The following is a 16,716-nucleotide window of genomic DNA, read 5'->3' on the forward strand; positions in this document are numbered from 1 at the left end:
GTCGGCATCGACGCCGCGGATCCATTCACATCGACGGAGATACGGATGACGCAGCGTGCGGCCCTCGGAATGCTGGCGACAGCGACTCTTGCTCTCAGCGTCGGCATCGCGACGCCGGCGGCAGCCTCTACGGCGGATGATGCCGATCAGGCGTTCGACGCGTTCGTGGACGCGTTCTGGGATCCGGCGAAGAACTACTTCTTCACCAACAGCGACCATGTGATCAACCCCGCGCACGCCTTCGGACCCGAGGAGGGGCTCTACACCGACTTCTGGTGGGAGGCGCAGCTGTGGGAAACGGTGATGGACGCCTATCAGCGCACAGGTGATGCCGAGCAGCGGCAGATGATCGACGACGTCTACGACGGCTTCGTCGCGTATCACCCCGACTTCGAGAACAACTTCAACGATGACATCGGATGGTGGGCTCAGGGTGCCATCCGTGCCTACGCACTCACCAAGGACTGCCGCTACCTTGAGCGATCGAAGCAGCTCTTCGAGGGCATCTGGGCGGAGTGGGATTCCACCTACGGCGGCGGGATCTGGTGGCGGAAAGATCCGCGCGACCAGAAGAACGTCGCCACGAACGGGCCCGCATCGATCACTGCGACGCGGCTGTATCAGGCCACCGGAGACGACGCATACCTCGACAAGGCCGAGCAGCTGTTCGACTGGGTCGACACCCACCTGCAGGTCGACGGACACGTGTTCGACCACCTCGAGGGGCCGGGCGACGGGACGCTGGTGAAATGGGACTTCACCTACAACTTCGGCAATTACATTGGTGCGGCGACTGCCCTGTACGAGGCGACGGAGGACGCGGCGTACCTCGACAAGGCGATCGCCGCCGCGGACTGGGCGACCACCTACCTGACCAACGGCGGCACCTTCATCGACGAAGGCATCAACGACGGCGCCGGGTTCAAGACCGTGCTCGTCCGGCACCTCACCTACCTTGCGACCGTCCACGACCAGCCGCAGTACCTGCCGCTCCTGCAGGCCAACGTCACCCAGGCATGGGATCATCGCCGCCCGGGTGACGACCTCGTCGGGTGGAACTGGTCGGCGCCGACCGCGGACGGCCGTCTCCAGAGCCTGACCGCCGCCGCTGCGGTCAGCGCCCTCCAGGTGGTGCCGTTCGACGGTCACTCCGGATCGCAGCCGGGCACCGGCATCTACGACGCGGAGAACGCCGTCACCACCGCGCTCGGCGCAGAAAGCTCCAGTGAGGGCTTCCTCGGCCGCGGATACCTGGCCGGATGGAACAGCGACGGCCAGGCCGTGACCTTCTCCGTGAACACCGCGGCCGCGGGCGCCCATGAGTTGCGGCTGCGCTACGCCGCCGCAGCCGGCGACGCCACGCGCCGCATCCTCGTCAACGGTGCGGAGGTGGGGAGCAACCACCGTTTCCCGGGCACGGGCTTGTGGTCGACGTGGGCGGAGACCGACCTCGACAACGTCGACCTCCTCGCCGGGCACAACACCATCCGCGTCGAGTACGCCGCCGGCTCGGGTTCGAGCCAGTTCCTCAACCTCGACCGGCTCCTCGTGTCCCGGCAGCTGGAGGCGGAGGCCGGCGTCCGCTCGGGGGTCGACGTGGAGTCGAACCCGAACGGCCACACCGGCGACGGATATCTCGCCGGGTGGAACGGCGACGGTCAGGGAGTGGACCTCGGAGTAGCCGTGGAGAAGGCGGGCCGCTACGACGTGACGCTGCGGTACGCCGCGGGTGCCGGCGACGCGTCGCGCCACGTCGCGGTGAACGGCACAGAGGTCGTTGCCGACCAGGCCTTCCCCGGCACCCCGTCGTGGGACGCGTGGCAGGCCGTCACCGTGCCGGCCGTGCCGTTGGCATCCGGCGCGAACACCATCTCCGTCGTTCTCGACGAGGCGGAGGGCAGCCGCAACTGGCTGAACCTCGATCATGTGACGCTCCGGTACGTGCACGATGCGCCGACGGATTCCGCGTCCCGAGAGCCGGTGTCCTTCCCCGTCGGCACGTGCGATGAGGCAGCGGACGGCGCGACCGCGCCCCCCGGGAAGGCCGTCCTGAGCTCCGACAACGGGTGGGACACCGGTCTCCACGACGGCAGCTACACCGTGGCGATGAACCTGTGGTGGGGGTCGAACGCCGGCACTTATCGGCTCTACGAGAACGGAGAGCTTCTCGTGGAGCGCACGCTGACCCCGTCCTCACCGAATCCTCAGCAGGTGTCCGAGGCGATCAGCGGCCGCGCGAACGGCGAGTACGTCTACACCGCGGAGCTCGTGAACTCCCAGGGCACCACGCCGACCGCGCCCCTCACGGTGACCGTCCGCGACGCTCGGCCCGGAGTGCCGGTGCTGAGTTCGGACAACAACGATGGTGACGGCGACTACACGCTCACCGCGAATCTGTGGTGGGGCACGAACGCCACCTCGTACCGCTTCCTCGAGGGCAGCACCGTGATCACCGAGGGGGCTCTCACCGACGCGACTCCGTCCGCTCAGACGGCCCGCCACTCCGTGACCGGCGCGGTCCCGGGCGCGCACGTCTACCGGGTCGAATTCACCAACGCGGCGGGTGCCACGAGCAGTGCGCCCATCACCGTCACCGTCGCACCAGAGCAGGGAGCCTCGTGAACCTCTACTCACCGGACCTGGCGAACCGGGTGGTCGCCACGGTCGTCGATTGCCTCGGCGCCGATGCGGGCGACGTCTTCCGCCGGTGTTTCCTCGACACGCTCGACCGCACGATCGAGGTGCTCCCCGACGGCACGGCGTTCGTCGTGACCGGTGATATCCCCGCGATGTGGCTGCGCGACTCCACCGTGCAACTGACGCCGTACCTGCACTTCCTCGTCGAGGATGAGGCGCTCGCCGACACGGCGGTGGCTGTCTCCCGCCGTCAGCTCGCCTTCCTCCTGCAGGACCCGTATGCCAACGCGTTCAACCGCGCGGCCGACGGCGGTGGGCATCAAGACGACCTCACCGACATGTCGCCGGCGATCTGGGAGCGCAAGTACGAGATCGACTCCCTCGCCTACCCCCTGCAGCTGGCTCACGACATCTGGCGCCTGACGGGTCGCACCGACCACTTGGGCGATTTTCGTGCGGCCGCACGGACCGTCGTCTCGGTGTGGAGAATCGAACAGGAGCATGAGTCCCGGTCGCCCTATCGGTTCCAGCGCACGACCGGCCCGGCGAGCGACAGTCTGGAGCGGAACGGACTCGGCCGGCCCACCGCCGTCACCGGGCTGACGTGGTCGGGCTTCCGTCCGAGCGACGACGCGTGCGTGCACCACTACAACGTCCCCGGCAACATGATGGCGGCCACCGTGCTCGGCGATATCGCCGAGCTCGCCGAGAGTGTCTTCGACGACCCCGAGCTCGCCGCATCCTCCCGGACTCTGCGAGCCGAGGTCGTCGACGCCGTCGCTCGGCACGCCGTGGTGTCTCTCCCATCGGGATCGGAGATCTACGCCTACGAGATCGACGGATGCGGCAACGCACTGCTGACCGACGACGCCAACACGCCCAGCCTGCTGTCGATGCCGCTGTTCGGATGGTGCGCGGCGGATGACCCCACCTACCTGGCGACCCGCGCATTCGTGCTCAGCGACGCCAACCCCACCTTCTTCCGGGGCACAGCTGCCGAAGGCATCGGGAGCCCGCACACGCCACACGGCTCCATCTGGCCCATCGCGCTGGCTGTGCAGGGGCTGACCGCGCTCGACGACTCCGAGCGTCGACGCGTCTTCGACACCCTGTTGTCGACCCATGCGGGCACCGGTGCCATGCACGAGTCGTTCGACAAGGACGATCCGGCCGTCTACACCAGGCCCTGGTTCTCGTGGGCGAACGCCATGTTCTGCGAGCTCGCGCTGGAGCTCGCCGGCCTGCGCACACACGTGCGGCGCCCGACGGATGCGGAGACACGATGAGCGCCCTCGTCGACGTCACGCAGCGGGTGCTCGCGGAGGAGGAGACGGCGCCCCCGCAGAAGCGCTCCGGATGGCGGCGCCGCCTGCCCGAGCGGGGCGCATCGGGGGTGAGCGCGACCCGTCGTCAGCAGACGCGCAACGCGTGGCTCTTCCTGGCGGTGCCCATCGTGCTCTTCGTCCTGTTCCTGCTCGGCCCGATCGGGATCGCACTCGTGACGAGCTTCACCGACTACGCCGTCATCGGCGACTTCGAATGGGTCGGGGTCAGCAACTACGTCCGGGTGTTCCAAGACCCGATCTTCTGGATCGCGCTGCGCAACACCGCCTATTACACGGCTCTGTTCGTGCCTCTGGGCCTGGTGGTCGCTCTGGGCACGGCGCTCCTGCTCAACCGCAACTCCAAGGCGGTGCGGGTCTTCCGCACTCTCTTCTACATCCCGGTCATCTCCTCCACCGTCGCCACCGCGTCGATCTGGTTCTGGCTGCTGAATCCGCAGTACGGACTGTTCAACGTCGTGCTCGGGTGGTTCGGGATCAAGGGTCCTGCGTGGCTTTACGACTCGCAGTGGGCGATGATCGCCATCGTCCTGATGAGCGTATGGGCCGGCTTCGGCGCCAACATGATCATCTTCCTCGCAGCCCTCCAGGGCGTGCCCAGAGAGCTCATCGAGGCGGCGCGACTGGATGGTGCGAGCAACTGGCGGGTTTTCTGGCACGTGACGCTTCCGGCGATCTCGCGCACGACGTTCCTCATCACCACTCTGCTTCTCATCGCGGCGTTCCAGGTCTTCGACCAGGCCTACGTGCTGACGAAGGGAGGGCCGGGCAACTCCACGCTGACCCTCGTGTACTACATCTACGACCGCGGATTCGGCCGCCTGGAGATGGGCTACGCGTCGGCGCTGTCGTTCATCCTCTTCCTCATCATCCTCGTGTTCTCTCTTGCGAACGCGCGCATCACCCGAAGCAAGGCGGTCTGACGATGACGACCACGACCACCACCTCCCCCGCCGGCCCCGCGATCACCCCCGCCCGGCGCACCGCTCGGCGGCGGCGTTTCGTCGGCAGCAGCATCTGGTACCTCGCGGTCATCGCGGTGAGCATCTCGACGGTGCTGCCGCTGATCTGGACGCTGTCCACCTCGCTCAAGCCGGAGAGCGAGATCCTTTCGAGCCACCTCGAGATCATCCCGCGCACACCGACGCTGGAGAACTACATCGCGCTCTTCGTCGACGGGCCGTTCGCGCAGTACCTCACGAACTCGTTCATCCTCGCCGTCGGCGGAACGCTCACGAACGTCTTCTTCGGCAGCCTCGGAGGATACGCCCTCGCCAAGCTCAAGTTCCGGGGGAGGGTGGCCGTCTTCGGGTCGTTCCTGGCCTCGATGATGATCCCCGCCATCGTCACGATGATCCCGACGTTCCTCGTGCTGCGCTACTTCCCCCTCGCCGGGGGAAACGACCTCTTCGGTCAGGGCGGCAGCGGCTTCATCAACAACTACGGCGCCGTGCTCATCCCGTTCGCGGCGGGGGCGTTCGCGGTCTTCTTCATGAAGCAGGTCTTCGAAGCGCTGCCCGACGAGCTCGGGGACGCTGCGCGCATCGACGGAGCGAGTGAGTTCCGCATCTTCCGCAGTGTCTATTTCCCGCTGTCGACCGCGGGGGCGGCGGTGCTGGGCGTGCTGACCTTCCAGGCCGGATGGAACAGCTTCCTGTGGCCGCTGATCGTGCTCAGGGACCCCGCGATGCTCACCGTGCAGGTCGGGCTGGCCTCCTATGTCAACGAGTACGACACCGACTACGGACCGCTCATGGCCGGAACCATCATCACGAGCCTCCCCGTGCTCATCGTCTTCGTGCTCGCCCAGAAATACATCGTGCAGAACTTCGCCAGCTCCGGCACGAAGTGATCGTCGCGGAGTCGCCACCCGGCGCTCCGATTCCTCCTACCCACCCAACACGCAACGGAGATCAGCAATGAGAACCACATACCGCTCTGTTCTCGCGGCCGGCGCCGTCGCCGTCCTCGTGGCAGGCCTCGCCGCATGCTCGGGCGGCGACACGGCCGGCACCGGCACCGGCGCCGAGAAGGTCGTCTTCTGGGGCTCCTGGTCGGGCGATCAGGTCGCCCAACTCGAGGCGCAGGCCGACGCCTTCAACGAGTCGCAGGACGACTACGAGGTCACCTATGTCCCGCAGGAACTCGTCGAGGAGCAGCTGCTCACCGGACTGGCGTCGGGCGACGTGCCCGATGTCGTGCTGTGGGACCGGTACAACACACCGATCTACGTCCCCAAGAACGCACTCGCCCCGCTCGACGAGTACATCGACGAGGCCGGCGTGGACCTCGGACAGTTCTACGACCAGGCGCTCGGCGAGCTGGTCATCGATGACGTCACCTACGGCATCCCGCTTCTCGTGGACAACCGCTCGCTGTTCTACAACGTCACCGCGCTCGCCGAGGCCGGCGTCGAGCCGCCGACCAACTGGGAGGAGCTGAGGGCGGCCGCCGAGGCGACGACCGTCCGCGACGGCGGGACTCTGACGCGGGCCGGCTTCCAGCTCAACGACCCGGGTCTGTTCAACATGTGGCTCACCCAGGCGGGCGGCCAGATGTACAGCGAGGACGGAGAGACGACGGCGTTCAACGGCCCTCAGGGTCTTGAGGTGCTCGACTTCTGGCAGAGCATGCTCGACGCGGGGGTGTACGAACTCGGCTTCGGTGAAGGAGTCGATGCGTTCGCCGAAGGCAACGTCGCCCTCAAGCTGGACGGGCCATGGGCGCTGTCGGGTCTGGACAAGACGGATACCGAGTACGGCATCGTGCAGCCTCCCGCCGGCCCGACCGGTGACCGAGGCGCCGGAATGGGCGGCTTCGGCCTCGTCATCCCGCAGGGGGCGAAGAATGCCGACGGGGCATGGGAGTTCATCAAGTGGTGGACGACCCAACCGGAGAACGGCGTCTCATTCGGTGAGATCTCGGGCTGGATCCCGGCCAACATCGAAGCGGCGAACGACGCGTACTTCACCGAGAACCCCAAGTACGCCGCCTTCATCGAGACGCTGGAGTACGCCAAGGTGCGCTCCCGCATCCCCGGAGCATCCGATGTCGAGGGCAAGGCGCTCATCCCCGCCCTCGAGAAATTCCTCGCCGGCGAGGTGACCGCCGAGCAGGCGCTCTCCGAAGCGCAGGAACTGGGCGACCAGATCCTCGCCGACAACCGATAGCCGCTGCGGCGCGGCGGGCGGCACGGTGCCGCCCGCCGCGCCATCCGATCCTCTCCAGGAGACTCCATGACGACCGCCTCGCAGACGACGACGTGGGACGAGCGCGCCACCATCGCGCAGAACAGCCTCGATCACTTCTTCGGCGCCGCCCACCCCCAGATGCTTCACAACAGCTACCCCGCCGGTGACGACTCCACCTTCAACTACTGGTGGCTGGCGCATCTCCTCGATGCCCGCATCGACGCGTTCGAACGCACCGGAGACGCCGTGTGGCTCGAGAAGGCGGAGACGGTCTACCGCAACGTGCTCGAGCGCAATGGCGGCTCGCTGTTCAACGACTACTTCGACGACATGCTGTGGTACGGCCTCGCGATCCTCCGGCTGTACGGCGCCTCGGGCGATCGGAGCCACCTCGCCGCTGCGGAGAGCATCTGGACGCACGTCGTGGACCACGGGTGGAACGACACGATGGGGCCCAGCGTGGCGTGGCGCAAGCAGCAGCCGTATTACAAGAACACCCCGGCGAACGGCCCCTTCGTCATCCTCTCCGCACGGCTCTTCCGCCGCGGCCAGGACAGCCGACACCTCGACTACGCCCTCACCGCCTATCGCTGGCTCGGCACGACGGTCGTGCGCCCGGATGGGTTCGTCGAGGACGGCATCAACCGGGAGGAGAACGGTGAGCTCGACCGGCACTGGCGCTTCACCTATAACCAGGGGCTGTTCGTCGGTGCCGGCGTCGCCCTCTTCGAGGCCACGGGTGAGCGCCGATACCTCGACGACGCGGAGAAGACTGCTCTGGCGGCGTTGCGGGAGCTGGCCGAGGAGGGGATCTTCCGGCAGGAAGGAGCCGGCGGCGACGAAGGGCTGTTCAAGGGCGTCTACTACCGCTACGTCGGCACGCTCCTCGAACACCTCGATCCCGCCGGTGAGGCCGCTCGGACGCTGGAGGGGTTCCTCCGCAGCAGCACGGACGCCTTGTGGCGCAACGCCCAGGTCGACTCGTGGCTCCTCCCCGGGGACGACTGGTCGGCGTCCGCGTCGGGCAGGGTGGACTTCTCCACTCACCTCAGCGCGATCATGGCGCTGGAACTGCGGGCACGACGCCAGGCACGGATGCTAAATTAAATATGTTCATTGGGGAGGACGGGGACCCGGGATGGTGGCTCTCTACCAGAAGGTCTTCGACGACCTTCGCGCGGCGATCGAGCGAGGGGACTACCCGGTCGGCCAGCGCCTGCCGTCCGACGCCGAGCTGACCGAGAAGCATGGTGTCAGCGTCATCACGGTGAAAAAGGCGCTCGATCTGCTGCGCAACGACGGGTACATCAGCCGGCGCCCCCGAGTCGGGACGACGGTCATCAGCGACGTCGCCACGGCGGCCCCGGCCTCACACTCCCTCACGCACCCGCTCGTCGGCCTCATCGTGACGAACTTCGACGACACGTTCGGCACGCGCATCCTCGGCGGGCTGCTGGATCGCGCGAACGCGAGCGCCAACCTGTTGGTCAAGCGCAGCCTCGGCGATGCGTCGGCTGAGGACCGACTCATCCGGGCGCTCGTCGATGGCGGGGTCCGCGCGCTCATCCTGCAGCCCAGTTCGTCGGTGTACATTCCGCCGGCCGTGCTGGAACTGGTCACGAAGGACTTTCCCGTCGTCATCCTCGACCGCGGGTTCGACGGGGTGCCGGTGTCGACGGTGTGCTCCGACAACATCGCCGCCGGCCAGCAGGCGACCGAGTATCTCTTCTCCCTCGGCCACGAGCACGTCGGACTCGTCAGCTCCGACAGCACGGTGTCGACACTGCGCGAGCGCCGCGACGGCTACGTGAAGGCGCACGCCATGCACCACATCCCTCACGACGATGCGCTGGTGTTCGATCTGGTCCATTCCACGACCCCGGGCAGCACGATCAGCCCGGCGGAAGACGTGAATCACCTCGAGGCGTATCTGCGGGACCACCCGGAAGTCACCGCCGTGGTGGCGACCGAGTACTACATCGCGGCGATGCTCCGCGTGGCCGCGGAGCGCATGCAACGGCGCATCCCCGACGACCTCTCGATCGTCTGCTTCGACCACCCGGATGCGTTCTACGACCCCGGGCGCTACCGCTTCACCCACATCCGCCAAGATCAGGAGGGCATGGGGGAGGCGGCGGTGGATCTCGCCCTCGCGCTCATCCGCGACCCCCGCGAGGTCCGCAAGGTCACGCTGAGCACCGAGCTGGTGATCGGTGAATCCACCGCTCCTCTGCCCTAGAGCTGGTCGACGACCGCGGAAGCCAAGCCCGTGTACGTCGCGGGGCTGAGCGCGAGGAGACGCTCCTTCGCGGCGTCGCCGATGTCCAGGCCGTGCACGAACTCGGCAAGCTCCGTCGCGCCCACCCGCCGGCCCCGGGTGAGGTCTTTGAGCAGGGCGTACGGGTCGGTGATCGACGACCGGCCCGCGGCGATCTCGGCACGGACCACCGTCTGGATGGCCTCGGCGAGCACCTCCCAGTTCGCATCGAGGTCGGCGCGGAGCACGCCCTCGGCGAGGGAGATCTCCCGCAATCCGCGCTCGAGGTTGTCCAGCGCCAGCAGCGAGTGCCCGAAGGCCACGCCGATGTTGCGCTGGGTGGTGGAGTCGGTCAGGTCGCGCTGCAGGCGCGAGGTCACGAGCGTCGAGGCCAGGGTGCCGAAGAGGCCGCCGGAGATCTCGAGGTTCGCCTCGGCGTTCTCGAAGCGGATCGGGTTGATCTTGTGCGGCATCGTCGATGATCCGGTGGCCCCGGCGACGGGGATCTGACTGAAGTAGCCCAGCGAGATGTAGGTCCAGACGTCGGTGGCGAGGTTGTGCAGGATGCCGCCGGCGTGCCGCACGCGGTCGTACAGCTCGACCTGCCAGTCGTGCGACTCGATCTGCGTCGTCACCGGGTTGAATCCGAGCCCGAGCGATTCGATGAAGACCCGCGACACGGCGGGCCAGTCCACGTCCGGGTCGGCCGCCAGGTGCGCCGACCACGTGCCCGTCGCGCCGGAGAACTTCGCGAGGTAGTCGGATGCGGCCACCTGTGCGGCGACGCGGCGCAGGCGCCACGCGAAGACGCCGATCTCCTTGCCCATCGTCGTGGGGGTCGCCGGCTGGCCGTGCGTGCGCGAGAGCATCGCGACATCGCGGGTGTCGCGGGCCAGCGTGGCCAGCGCATCGGCGACGGCTTCCAGCCGCGGCAGCCACACGCGGGTGACCGCGCGCTGGACGGTGAGGGCATAGGCGGTGGAGTTGACGTCTTCGCTGGTCAGCGCGAAGTGGGTGAGCTCGGCCACCGGCTCCAGGCCCAGCGCGGCCAGGCGATCGCGCACGAGGTACTCGACCGCCTTGACGTCGTGACGCGTGACGGCCTCCTTCTCGGCCAGCCAGTCGATCTCGCTCTGGCCGAACTCGAGGTACAGGGCGCGCAGCCGCGCCTTGTCGTCGTCGCCGAGGGGTGCGGTGCCGAACAGCGAGCGATCCGTGAGGGCGATCAGCCACTCGACCTCGACCTCGACGCGCGCGCGGTTGAGCCCGGCCTCGGAGAGGTAATCGGTCAGGGGCGACACCGCGGCGCGGTAGCGGCCGTCCAGAGGGCTGAGCGGCTGCGGGGGCAGAGAGGTCACGGGTCTCCCGTCGGGGGCGGTCGAAGCGTCAGACCGCGGAGCGGATCGCGGGCTCGAGCTGGCGGAACAGCGCCCGGCTCGCGCCCTCGATCATACCGAGCACCTCATCGAACATCGCCGGCGACCCGTAGTACGGGTCGGGCACGTCGAGGGACTTCGCCGCCGAATCGAACGACATCAGCAGCGCGATCTTGTCGGCGTCGCCCTCACTGCGGGCCCACCCCCGCAGCACGCGCTCGTGACTGTGGTCCAGCGCCACGACGAGATCGTTGCGGTCGAAGTCGCTCGCGGTGAACTGCCGGGCGCGGTGGCGGGAGCCGTCGTAGCCCCGGCGCATGAGGGCTTCCAGCGTCCGGGAGTCGGCGCGTTCGCCCACATGCCAGTCGCCGGTGGCCGCCGACGACGACGCCACCCGCATGCCCACACCCGACGCATCCGCGAACCAGCGGAACACGACGTCGGCCATCGGTGAGCGGCAGATGTTGCCGCTGCAGACGAAGACGACGCGGAACGGCTGCGTGGCGCTCGCGGTCATCCCCTTATTGTGGCGCCGCCGACCATTCCTGCACAGGCCCAGCCGTCCCGCCGACCGTCCACCGATGCCCGCGCGGCCGCTGCGCGGGCGGTGGTGGCGGGCACCGTGGGGCGATGACCTACCCCGTCCTCAGCCCGGCCTTCGCCCACCTGCACACGATCGACGCCGTCCTGCACGCGATGGCCGCCCTCCGGGACGACGTCGACGACCTCGCGGCCGCCGCCACGCATGCTCGTGACGCGGTGCAATGGCAGGCGCCGTCGGCCCGCGCGTTCGCGACCCGGGCGGACGGGCTCGAGCGGATGCTGCGCACCGTCCGGTCCACCCTCGACCAGGCGGCCGACGACCTGCGGCACGCCCGCTACCGGATCGTGGCGTCCGCGGTGGCGCCGTGAGCGACCTGGTCATCCGCTCCGGCGGCGGCATCGAGGTCGACACGGCGTCGCTGCGATCGGCGGGGAGGCGGTTCCGGGCGCTCGCGGGGAAGGCGGATGCGGCGGCGTCGCACGTGCGCGGCGCGCCCGAGCAGCTCCTCACCGTGCCGGGGTCTCCGTCGGTGGGCGAGCTGCTGACGGTGCACACGCTCCTGCGCGACGCCGCGGCCGAGGCCGACGAACTCGCCGCGTCGCTGGAGGAGGCGGCGGACCTGTACGAGGCGGTGGAGCTGCTCGCACAGCGAGCGGTGGCGACGGCGGCCGGGGACGCTGCCGCCGTGGACCGACTCGACGCGAGACTCGAGCGCGTGGTCGCGGACCATCCCGACGTGGCGCGGAGGGCGCACGAGCTCGTGGCAGCCGGCGGCGACGGCAGTGATCTGTCCCGCCAGGCGTGGTGGGGTTCTCGCGGCCTCGACCCGGTGGTCGGCATGCTCGTTCCCGCCACCCTGGCTGCGCTCGGCTTCGGCGTCGACGCGCTCGGCCTCGGCCCGGTGGCTGCGCGCGACCGGCTGACCGGGGGTGGCGACCCCGTCACCGTCCGGCCGCTGGCCGCGAGCTCCGTCGCACCGCCGGCCACGCTCGCGGCGGCGGCGGCGCGCATCCCCGGTTCGGGGGAGGGGCACGTGCGCGTGGAGCGGTACACGATGCCCGGCGGCTCCCAGCAGTTCGCGGTGTACGTCACCGGCACCCGCTCGGTGGGCGGATCCGATCCGTTCGACGTCGGATCCAACCTGCAGCTGTACGCCGGCGAGAAGTCGGCGTCGTACGAGGCCACTCTGAAAGCCCTGCGCGAGGCCGGCGCACGGCCCGGCGACGTGGTGCACGCGTTCGGGCACTCGCAGGGCGCCATGGTCACCGAGCGCCTGGCGCTGGAGGGTCCGTACGACACCCGCACGCTGGTGTCGTTCGGCGCACCCGTGCAGGCCGACGTGGGCGCCGGCACGCTCGCGGTGACGGTGCGTCACACCGACGACCCGATCGCCGCGCTGCAGGGCGGCGGGCATCCGGGTTCGGTCGGCGCCCCCGGCAGCTTCGTCGTCGAGCGCACGGCGGACCCGATGCCGGGCCTGCACGACGCGACGCTGCCCGCCCATCACATGTCGGCGTACGCCGAGACCGCCGCGCTCGTGGACGGGTCGGACGATCCGCGCGTGCAGCGCCTCACCTCCGTCTTCGAGGGCTTGGCCGTTGCGGAGACCGTGGTGGCGCGGGAGTACGCCGCCGAGCGGGTCAGTCCCGGCGGCTCGGGCGGAAGATGAGCCCGAGGATGCCGTTGATGATCGTGATGAGCAGGGCCGCCAGCACGCCCCACCAGAAGCTCTCGACCCGCAGGCCGAAGCTCCACAGCGTCGTGATCCACGCCGTCAACCACAGCAGGAATCCGTTGATCACGAGGGAGATGAGCCCCAGCGTCAGGATGTACAGCGGAATCGCCAGCACCTTCAGCACCGTGCCGATGATGGCGTTGACGATCGCGAAGATGAGGCCCACCAGCAGCGCCGTCAGGGCCACCTGGAACCAGTCCCCCGGCGCGAACGGGATCAGGTACACCTGGAGCACGGGGATCAGGGACACCAGCCAGATCGCGAAGGCGTTCAGGATGACTCGCAGGAGGAAACTCACGCGCCCACTATGGCAGAGCGCCCTCGGCAGGGACAGGGCGCCCGGTTAGGCTCTACGGGTGATCGACGACGACGCCCCCGTCCTCCCCCGCATCCGGCCCGAGATCGCCTCCCTGCCGGTGTACCGTCAGGGGCGCCAGGCGGCCGCCGACGCGTTCAAGCTGTCGAGCAACGAGAACCCCTTCGAGCCGTTGCCGGGTGTGCTCGACGCCGTACGCGGTGCAGCGGAGCTCAACCGCTACCCCGACGCGATGGCGATGCGGCTGCGCGAACGTCTCGCCGCCCGCTACGGCGTCGCCGTGGAAGCGGTGCACGTGGGCGCGGGGTCGGTGTCCCTCATCGCGCAGCTGATCCTCGCCGCCGCCGGTCCCGGGGACGAGGTGATGTACGCGTGGCGGTCGTTCGAGGCCTACCCGACCCTCGTCGCCGTCAGTGGCGCGACCGCGATCGAGATCCCGCTGACGGACGACTCCCGCCACGACCTGCCGGCGATGGCGGCCGCCGTGACCGAGCGCACCCGCGTCATCCTCGTGTGCAGCCCCAACAACCCGACCGGTCCGGTCGTCACCCACGACGAGTTCGCCGCGTTCCTGGACGCCGTGCCGCGCGACGTCATGGTGATCCTCGACGAGGCGTACGCCGAGTTCGTCACGGCACCCGATGCCGTCGACGGCATGCGGGTCCTGGGCCTGCTCGGCCGGCCCAACGTCGTGGCGCTGCGCACCTTCTCCAAGGCCTTCGGACTGGCCGCGCTGCGCATCGGCTACGCCATCGGCCATCCCCGCGTGCTGGATGCCGCCCGGGCGACGATGATCCCGCTCTCGGTGACCGCCCAGGCCCAGGCCGCGGCGCTGGCGAGCCTGGACGCCGAGGGCGCCCTGCTCGAGCGCGTCGCCGCGATCGCGGAGCGCCGCGATCGCCTGGCCGCCGGGCTCCGGGAGGCGGGATGGCGCATCCCCGACGCGCAGGGCAACTTCGTGTGGCTTCCCGCCGGCGCGCACACCGAGCCGTTCGCGGAGGCCTTCGCCGAGGAGGGGATCATCGTGCGCGCGTTCGCCGGCGACGGCCTGCGGGTGTCGGTCGGCGAGGAGGAGTCTGTCGAGAAGGTCCTACGCGTCGCCGCATCCGTTGTCCGTACCCTCCCAGAAGGGCATCCGGGGCGCACGTTAGCGTGGGAACTGTGACAGGGCTCGAAGAGACCGGAACGCACGACGACCAGGAATTGGTGCGCCTGCTGGATGCGGATGGGTCGTTCGCGCCCACGCCGGCCGCCGAGCGATACCGCGGCATCGCCGAGGCGCTCTCGGACGCCGAGCTGGAGCAGTTCTACCGCGACATGGTCTCCATCCGCGCGTTCGACCGGCAGGCGACCAACCTGCAGCGCCAGGGCCAGCTCGCGCTGTGGCCGCCGAGCTGGGGCCAGGAGGCCGCGCAGGTCGGTTCGGTGCGCGCCGCCCGCGCGCAGGATCACCTCTTCCCCTCCTACCGCGAGCACGTCGTCGCGCGCGTGCGGGGAGTCGACCCGCTGCACATCCTGCGGCTCATGCGCGGTCTCACGCACGGCGGGTGGGATCCCTTCGATCCGGCCAACGGCAACACGCACCTGTACACCCTCGTCCTCGGCGCACAGACCCTGCACGCCACGGGACTGGCGATGGGCCTGGTGTTCGACGGCAAGTGCGGCACCGGTGACCCTGAGCGCGACGAGGCCGTCATCGTCTACTACGGCGACGGCGCCTCCAGCCAGGGCGATGTGCACGAGTCGATGGTCTACGCGGCGAGCTTCAACGCGCCCGAGGTGTTCTTCCTGCAGAACAACCAGTGGGCCATCTCCGTCCCCGTCTCGACCCAGTCGCGCTCGCCGCTGTACCGCCGCAGCGCGGGCTACGGGATCCCCAGCATCCGCATCGACGGCAACGACGTGCTGGCCAGCTACGTCGTGTCCAAGGTCGCGCTGGACGAGGCGCGCGCCGGCGGGGGGCCCCGCGCGGTGGAGGCGATGACGTACCGCATGGGTGCGCACACGACGAGCGATGACCCGACCAAGTACCGCACCTCGGCGGAGGAGCAGTCGTGGGTCGCGCGCGACCCGATCGTGCGAATGCGCGCGTTCCTGGAGTCCCGCGGCGCCTCGCAGGCGTTCTTCGACGACGCGGAGGCCGAGGGCCAGGCGCTGGCCGACGACATCCGCGTGCGCACCACCGACTCCGCCACGACGCTGGACCCCGCACAGATCTTCGCCAACGTGTACTCCGAACCGCATCCGCGCATCGACGAGCAGCGCGAATGGCTCGCCGCGTACGAGGCGTCGTTCGAGGAGGGGGCGTCATGAGCGAGAACATGCCGCTGGGCAAGGCCCTGAACGCGGGCATGCGCCGCGCGCTCGCCGAGAACGACCGCGTGCTGCTGATGGGCGAGGACATCGGGCCGCTCGGCGGGGTCTTCCGCATCACGGAGGGCCTGCAGGCGGAGTTCGGGCCGCAGCGCGTCATCGACACCCCGCTGGCAGAGTCGGGCATCGTGGGCACCGCGATCGGGCTCGCGATGGGCGGGTTCCGTCCGGTGTGCGAGATCCAGTTCGACGGGTTCGTCTTCCCCGCCTTCGACCAGATCACCACGCAGCTGGCCAAGCTCACCTACCGGCATGAGGGCGCCGTGCAGATGCCGGTCGTGATCCGCATCCCTTACGGCGGCCACATCGGCGCGATCGAGCATCACCAGGAGAGCCCCGAGGCGTACTTCACCCACACCGCCGGGCTGCGGGTCGTGAGCCCGTCCACCTCCCACGATGCGTACTGGATGATCCAGGAGGCGATCGCCTCGCCCGATCCGGTCATCTTCCTCGAGCCCAAGAGCAAGTACTGGCAGAAGGGCGAGGTCGACACCACGGCGCCGGGCCTGCCGCTGCACGCCAGCCGCATCGTCCGGCGCGGCACGGATGTGACGCTCGTCGGCCACGGCGCGATGGTCACGACGCTGTTGCAGGCCGCCGCGCTCGCGGAGGGCGAGGGCACCAGCTGCGAGGTCATCGACCTGCGCTCGCTGTCGCCGGTGGACTACGGACCGATCCTGGACTCCGTGCGGCGCACGGGACGGATGGTCTACGCCCAGGAGGCGCCGGGATTCACGAGCCTGGGCAGCGAAGTGGCCGCGACGGTCGCCGAGCGGGCGTTCTACTCGCTGGAGGCGCCCGTGCTGCGCGTGTCGGGGTTCGACACCCCGTTCCCCCCGGCCAAGCTCGAAGCCACCTACCTACCGGATGCCGACCGCATCCTCGAGGCCGTCGACCGCGCCCTCGCCTATTGATCGGTCGCCGGATCGGTCGTCGAAAGGACA

General features: G+C 69.2%; 15 protein-coding genes. 12 read left to right on the forward strand and 3 right to left on the reverse strand.

Annotated elements, in window-relative coordinates:
* Positions 1–45 precede the first annotated feature (45 nt).
* The 7 genes from E4V99_RS06665 (at position 46) to E4V99_RS06695 (ending at position 9,410) form a co-directional block, all read left to right on the forward strand.
* Positions 46–2,622: a glycoside hydrolase family 76 protein gene (locus tag E4V99_RS06665; RefSeq protein WP_135116744.1), complete on the forward strand. Its 2,577-nt coding sequence runs from the start codon at positions 46–48 to the stop codon at positions 2,620–2,622.
* Positions 2,619–3,923 carry a glycoside hydrolase family 125 protein gene (locus E4V99_RS06670; protein WP_135116745.1) on the forward strand — a complete coding sequence of 435 codons (1,305 nt, stop codon included), beginning with the start codon at positions 2,619–2,621 and terminating at the stop codon, positions 3,921–3,923. Before E4V99_RS06665 ends, E4V99_RS06670 begins: the two co-directional genes overlap by 4 nt.
* Entirely contained in the window at positions 3,920–4,903 is a 984-nt protein-coding gene (locus E4V99_RS06675; RefSeq protein WP_135070504.1) for a sugar ABC transporter permease, read from the forward strand. The genes E4V99_RS06670 and E4V99_RS06675 overlap by 4 nt, the downstream gene beginning before the upstream one ends.
* Positions 4,904–4,905: 2 nt before the next feature.
* Positions 4,906–5,832 (forward strand): carbohydrate ABC transporter permease, encoded by a 927-nt coding sequence (locus tag E4V99_RS06680; protein ID WP_135070501.1) that lies wholly within the window; start codon positions 4,906–4,908, stop codon positions 5,830–5,832.
* A 67-nt stretch (positions 5,833–5,899) separates the two neighbouring features.
* The gene (locus E4V99_RS06685) at positions 5,900–7,150 is read left to right on the forward strand and encodes an ABC transporter substrate-binding protein (RefSeq protein WP_135116746.1); all 1,251 of its coding nucleotides are present in this window, start codon (positions 5,900–5,902) and stop codon (positions 7,148–7,150) included.
* A gap of 66 nt (positions 7,151–7,216) precedes the next feature.
* Positions 7,217–8,278 (forward strand): glycoside hydrolase family 76 protein, encoded by a 1,062-nt coding sequence (locus E4V99_RS06690; protein WP_135116747.1) that lies wholly within the window; start codon positions 7,217–7,219, stop codon positions 8,276–8,278.
* A gap of 31 nt (positions 8,279–8,309) precedes the next feature.
* A complete protein-coding gene (locus E4V99_RS06695) occupies positions 8,310–9,410 on the forward strand; it encodes a GntR family transcriptional regulator (RefSeq protein WP_135116748.1) in 1,101 nt (366 codons plus the stop codon).
* On the opposite strand, the gene purB is transcribed toward E4V99_RS06695, so the two are convergent.
* Together purB and E4V99_RS06705 are read right to left on the reverse strand one after the other, a co-directional pair.
* On the reverse strand, positions 9,407–10,786 hold the full coding sequence (gene purB / locus E4V99_RS06700) for an adenylosuccinate lyase (RefSeq protein ID WP_135116749.1): 1,380 nt from the start codon (positions 10,784–10,786) through the stop codon (positions 9,407–9,409). The genes E4V99_RS06695 and purB overlap by 4 nt on opposite strands.
* A 28-nt stretch (positions 10,787–10,814) precedes the next feature.
* A complete protein-coding gene (locus E4V99_RS06705) occupies positions 10,815–11,321 on the reverse strand; it encodes a low molecular weight protein-tyrosine-phosphatase (RefSeq protein WP_135070486.1) in 507 nt (168 codons plus the stop codon).
* Positions 11,322–11,434: 113 nt separating this feature from the next.
* Between E4V99_RS06705 and E4V99_RS06710 the strand changes: the two genes are divergently transcribed.
* Together E4V99_RS06710 and E4V99_RS06715 are read left to right on the forward strand one after the other, a co-directional pair.
* On the forward strand, positions 11,435–11,716 hold the full coding sequence (locus E4V99_RS06710) for a hypothetical protein (RefSeq protein ID WP_135116750.1): 282 nt from the start codon (positions 11,435–11,437) through the stop codon (positions 11,714–11,716).
* Positions 11,713–13,017, forward strand: a complete 1,305-nt coding sequence (locus tag E4V99_RS06715) for a hypothetical protein (protein WP_135116751.1) — start codon at positions 11,713–11,715, stop codon at positions 13,015–13,017. Before E4V99_RS06710 ends, E4V99_RS06715 begins: the two co-directional genes overlap by 4 nt.
* On the opposite strand, the gene E4V99_RS06720 is transcribed toward E4V99_RS06715, so the two are convergent.
* Positions 12,989–13,381: a phage holin family protein gene (locus E4V99_RS06720; protein ID WP_135070477.1), complete on the reverse strand. Its 393-nt coding sequence runs from the start codon at positions 13,379–13,381 to the stop codon at positions 12,989–12,991. The genes E4V99_RS06715 and E4V99_RS06720 overlap by 29 nt on opposite strands.
* A gap of 58 nt (positions 13,382–13,439) precedes the next feature.
* On the opposite strand from E4V99_RS06720, the gene E4V99_RS06725 reads away from it, so the two are divergent.
* From E4V99_RS06725 to E4V99_RS06735, 3 genes are read left to right on the forward strand one after another with little or no spacing between them, the layout of a single operon-like run.
* Entirely contained in the window at positions 13,440–14,564 is a 1,125-nt protein-coding gene (locus tag E4V99_RS06725) for a histidinol-phosphate transaminase (RefSeq protein WP_245233131.1), read from the forward strand.
* Positions 14,561–15,712, forward strand: a complete 1,152-nt coding sequence (locus tag E4V99_RS06730; protein WP_240742755.1) for a thiamine pyrophosphate-dependent dehydrogenase E1 component subunit alpha — start codon at positions 14,561–14,563, stop codon at positions 15,710–15,712. Before E4V99_RS06725 ends, E4V99_RS06730 begins: the two co-directional genes overlap by 4 nt.
* Positions 15,709–16,686, forward strand: a complete 978-nt coding sequence (locus E4V99_RS06735) for an alpha-ketoacid dehydrogenase subunit beta (protein ID WP_135116752.1) — start codon at positions 15,709–15,711, stop codon at positions 16,684–16,686. The genes E4V99_RS06730 and E4V99_RS06735 overlap by 4 nt, the downstream gene beginning before the upstream one ends.
* Positions 16,687–16,716 lie beyond the last annotated feature (30 nt).

The organism is Microbacterium sp. dk485 (assembly GCF_004570445.1).
GTDB classification, from domain to species: domain Bacteria; phylum Actinomycetota; class Actinomycetes; order Actinomycetales; family Microbacteriaceae; genus Microbacterium; species Microbacterium wangchenii.

Coding starts and splice junctions, on each gene's coding strand:
- E4V99_RS06710 (WP_135116750.1), top strand. CDS start 11,435: ATGACCTACCCCGTCCTCAGCCCGGCCTTCGCCCACCTGCACACGATC.
- E4V99_RS06685 (WP_135116746.1), top strand. CDS start 5,900: ATGAGAACCACATACCGCTCTGTTCTCGCGGCCGGCGCCGTCGCCGTC.
- E4V99_RS06665 (WP_135116744.1), top strand. CDS start 46: ATGACGCAGCGTGCGGCCCTCGGAATGCTGGCGACAGCGACTCTTGCT.
- E4V99_RS06675 (WP_135070504.1), top strand. CDS start 3,920: ATGAGCGCCCTCGTCGACGTCACGCAGCGGGTGCTCGCGGAGGAGGAG.
- E4V99_RS06680 (WP_135070501.1), top strand. CDS start 4,906: ATGACGACCACGACCACCACCTCCCCCGCCGGCCCCGCGATCACCCCC.
- E4V99_RS06695 (WP_135116748.1), top strand. CDS start 8,310: ATGGTGGCTCTCTACCAGAAGGTCTTCGACGACCTTCGCGCGGCGATC.
- E4V99_RS06690 (WP_135116747.1), top strand. CDS start 7,217: ATGACGACCGCCTCGCAGACGACGACGTGGGACGAGCGCGCCACCATC.
- E4V99_RS06735 (WP_135116752.1), top strand. CDS start 15,709: ATGAGCGAGAACATGCCGCTGGGCAAGGCCCTGAACGCGGGCATGCGC.
- E4V99_RS06705 (WP_135070486.1), bottom strand. CDS start 11,321: ATGACCGCGAGCGCCACGCAGCCGTTCCGCGTCGTCTTCGTCTGCAGC.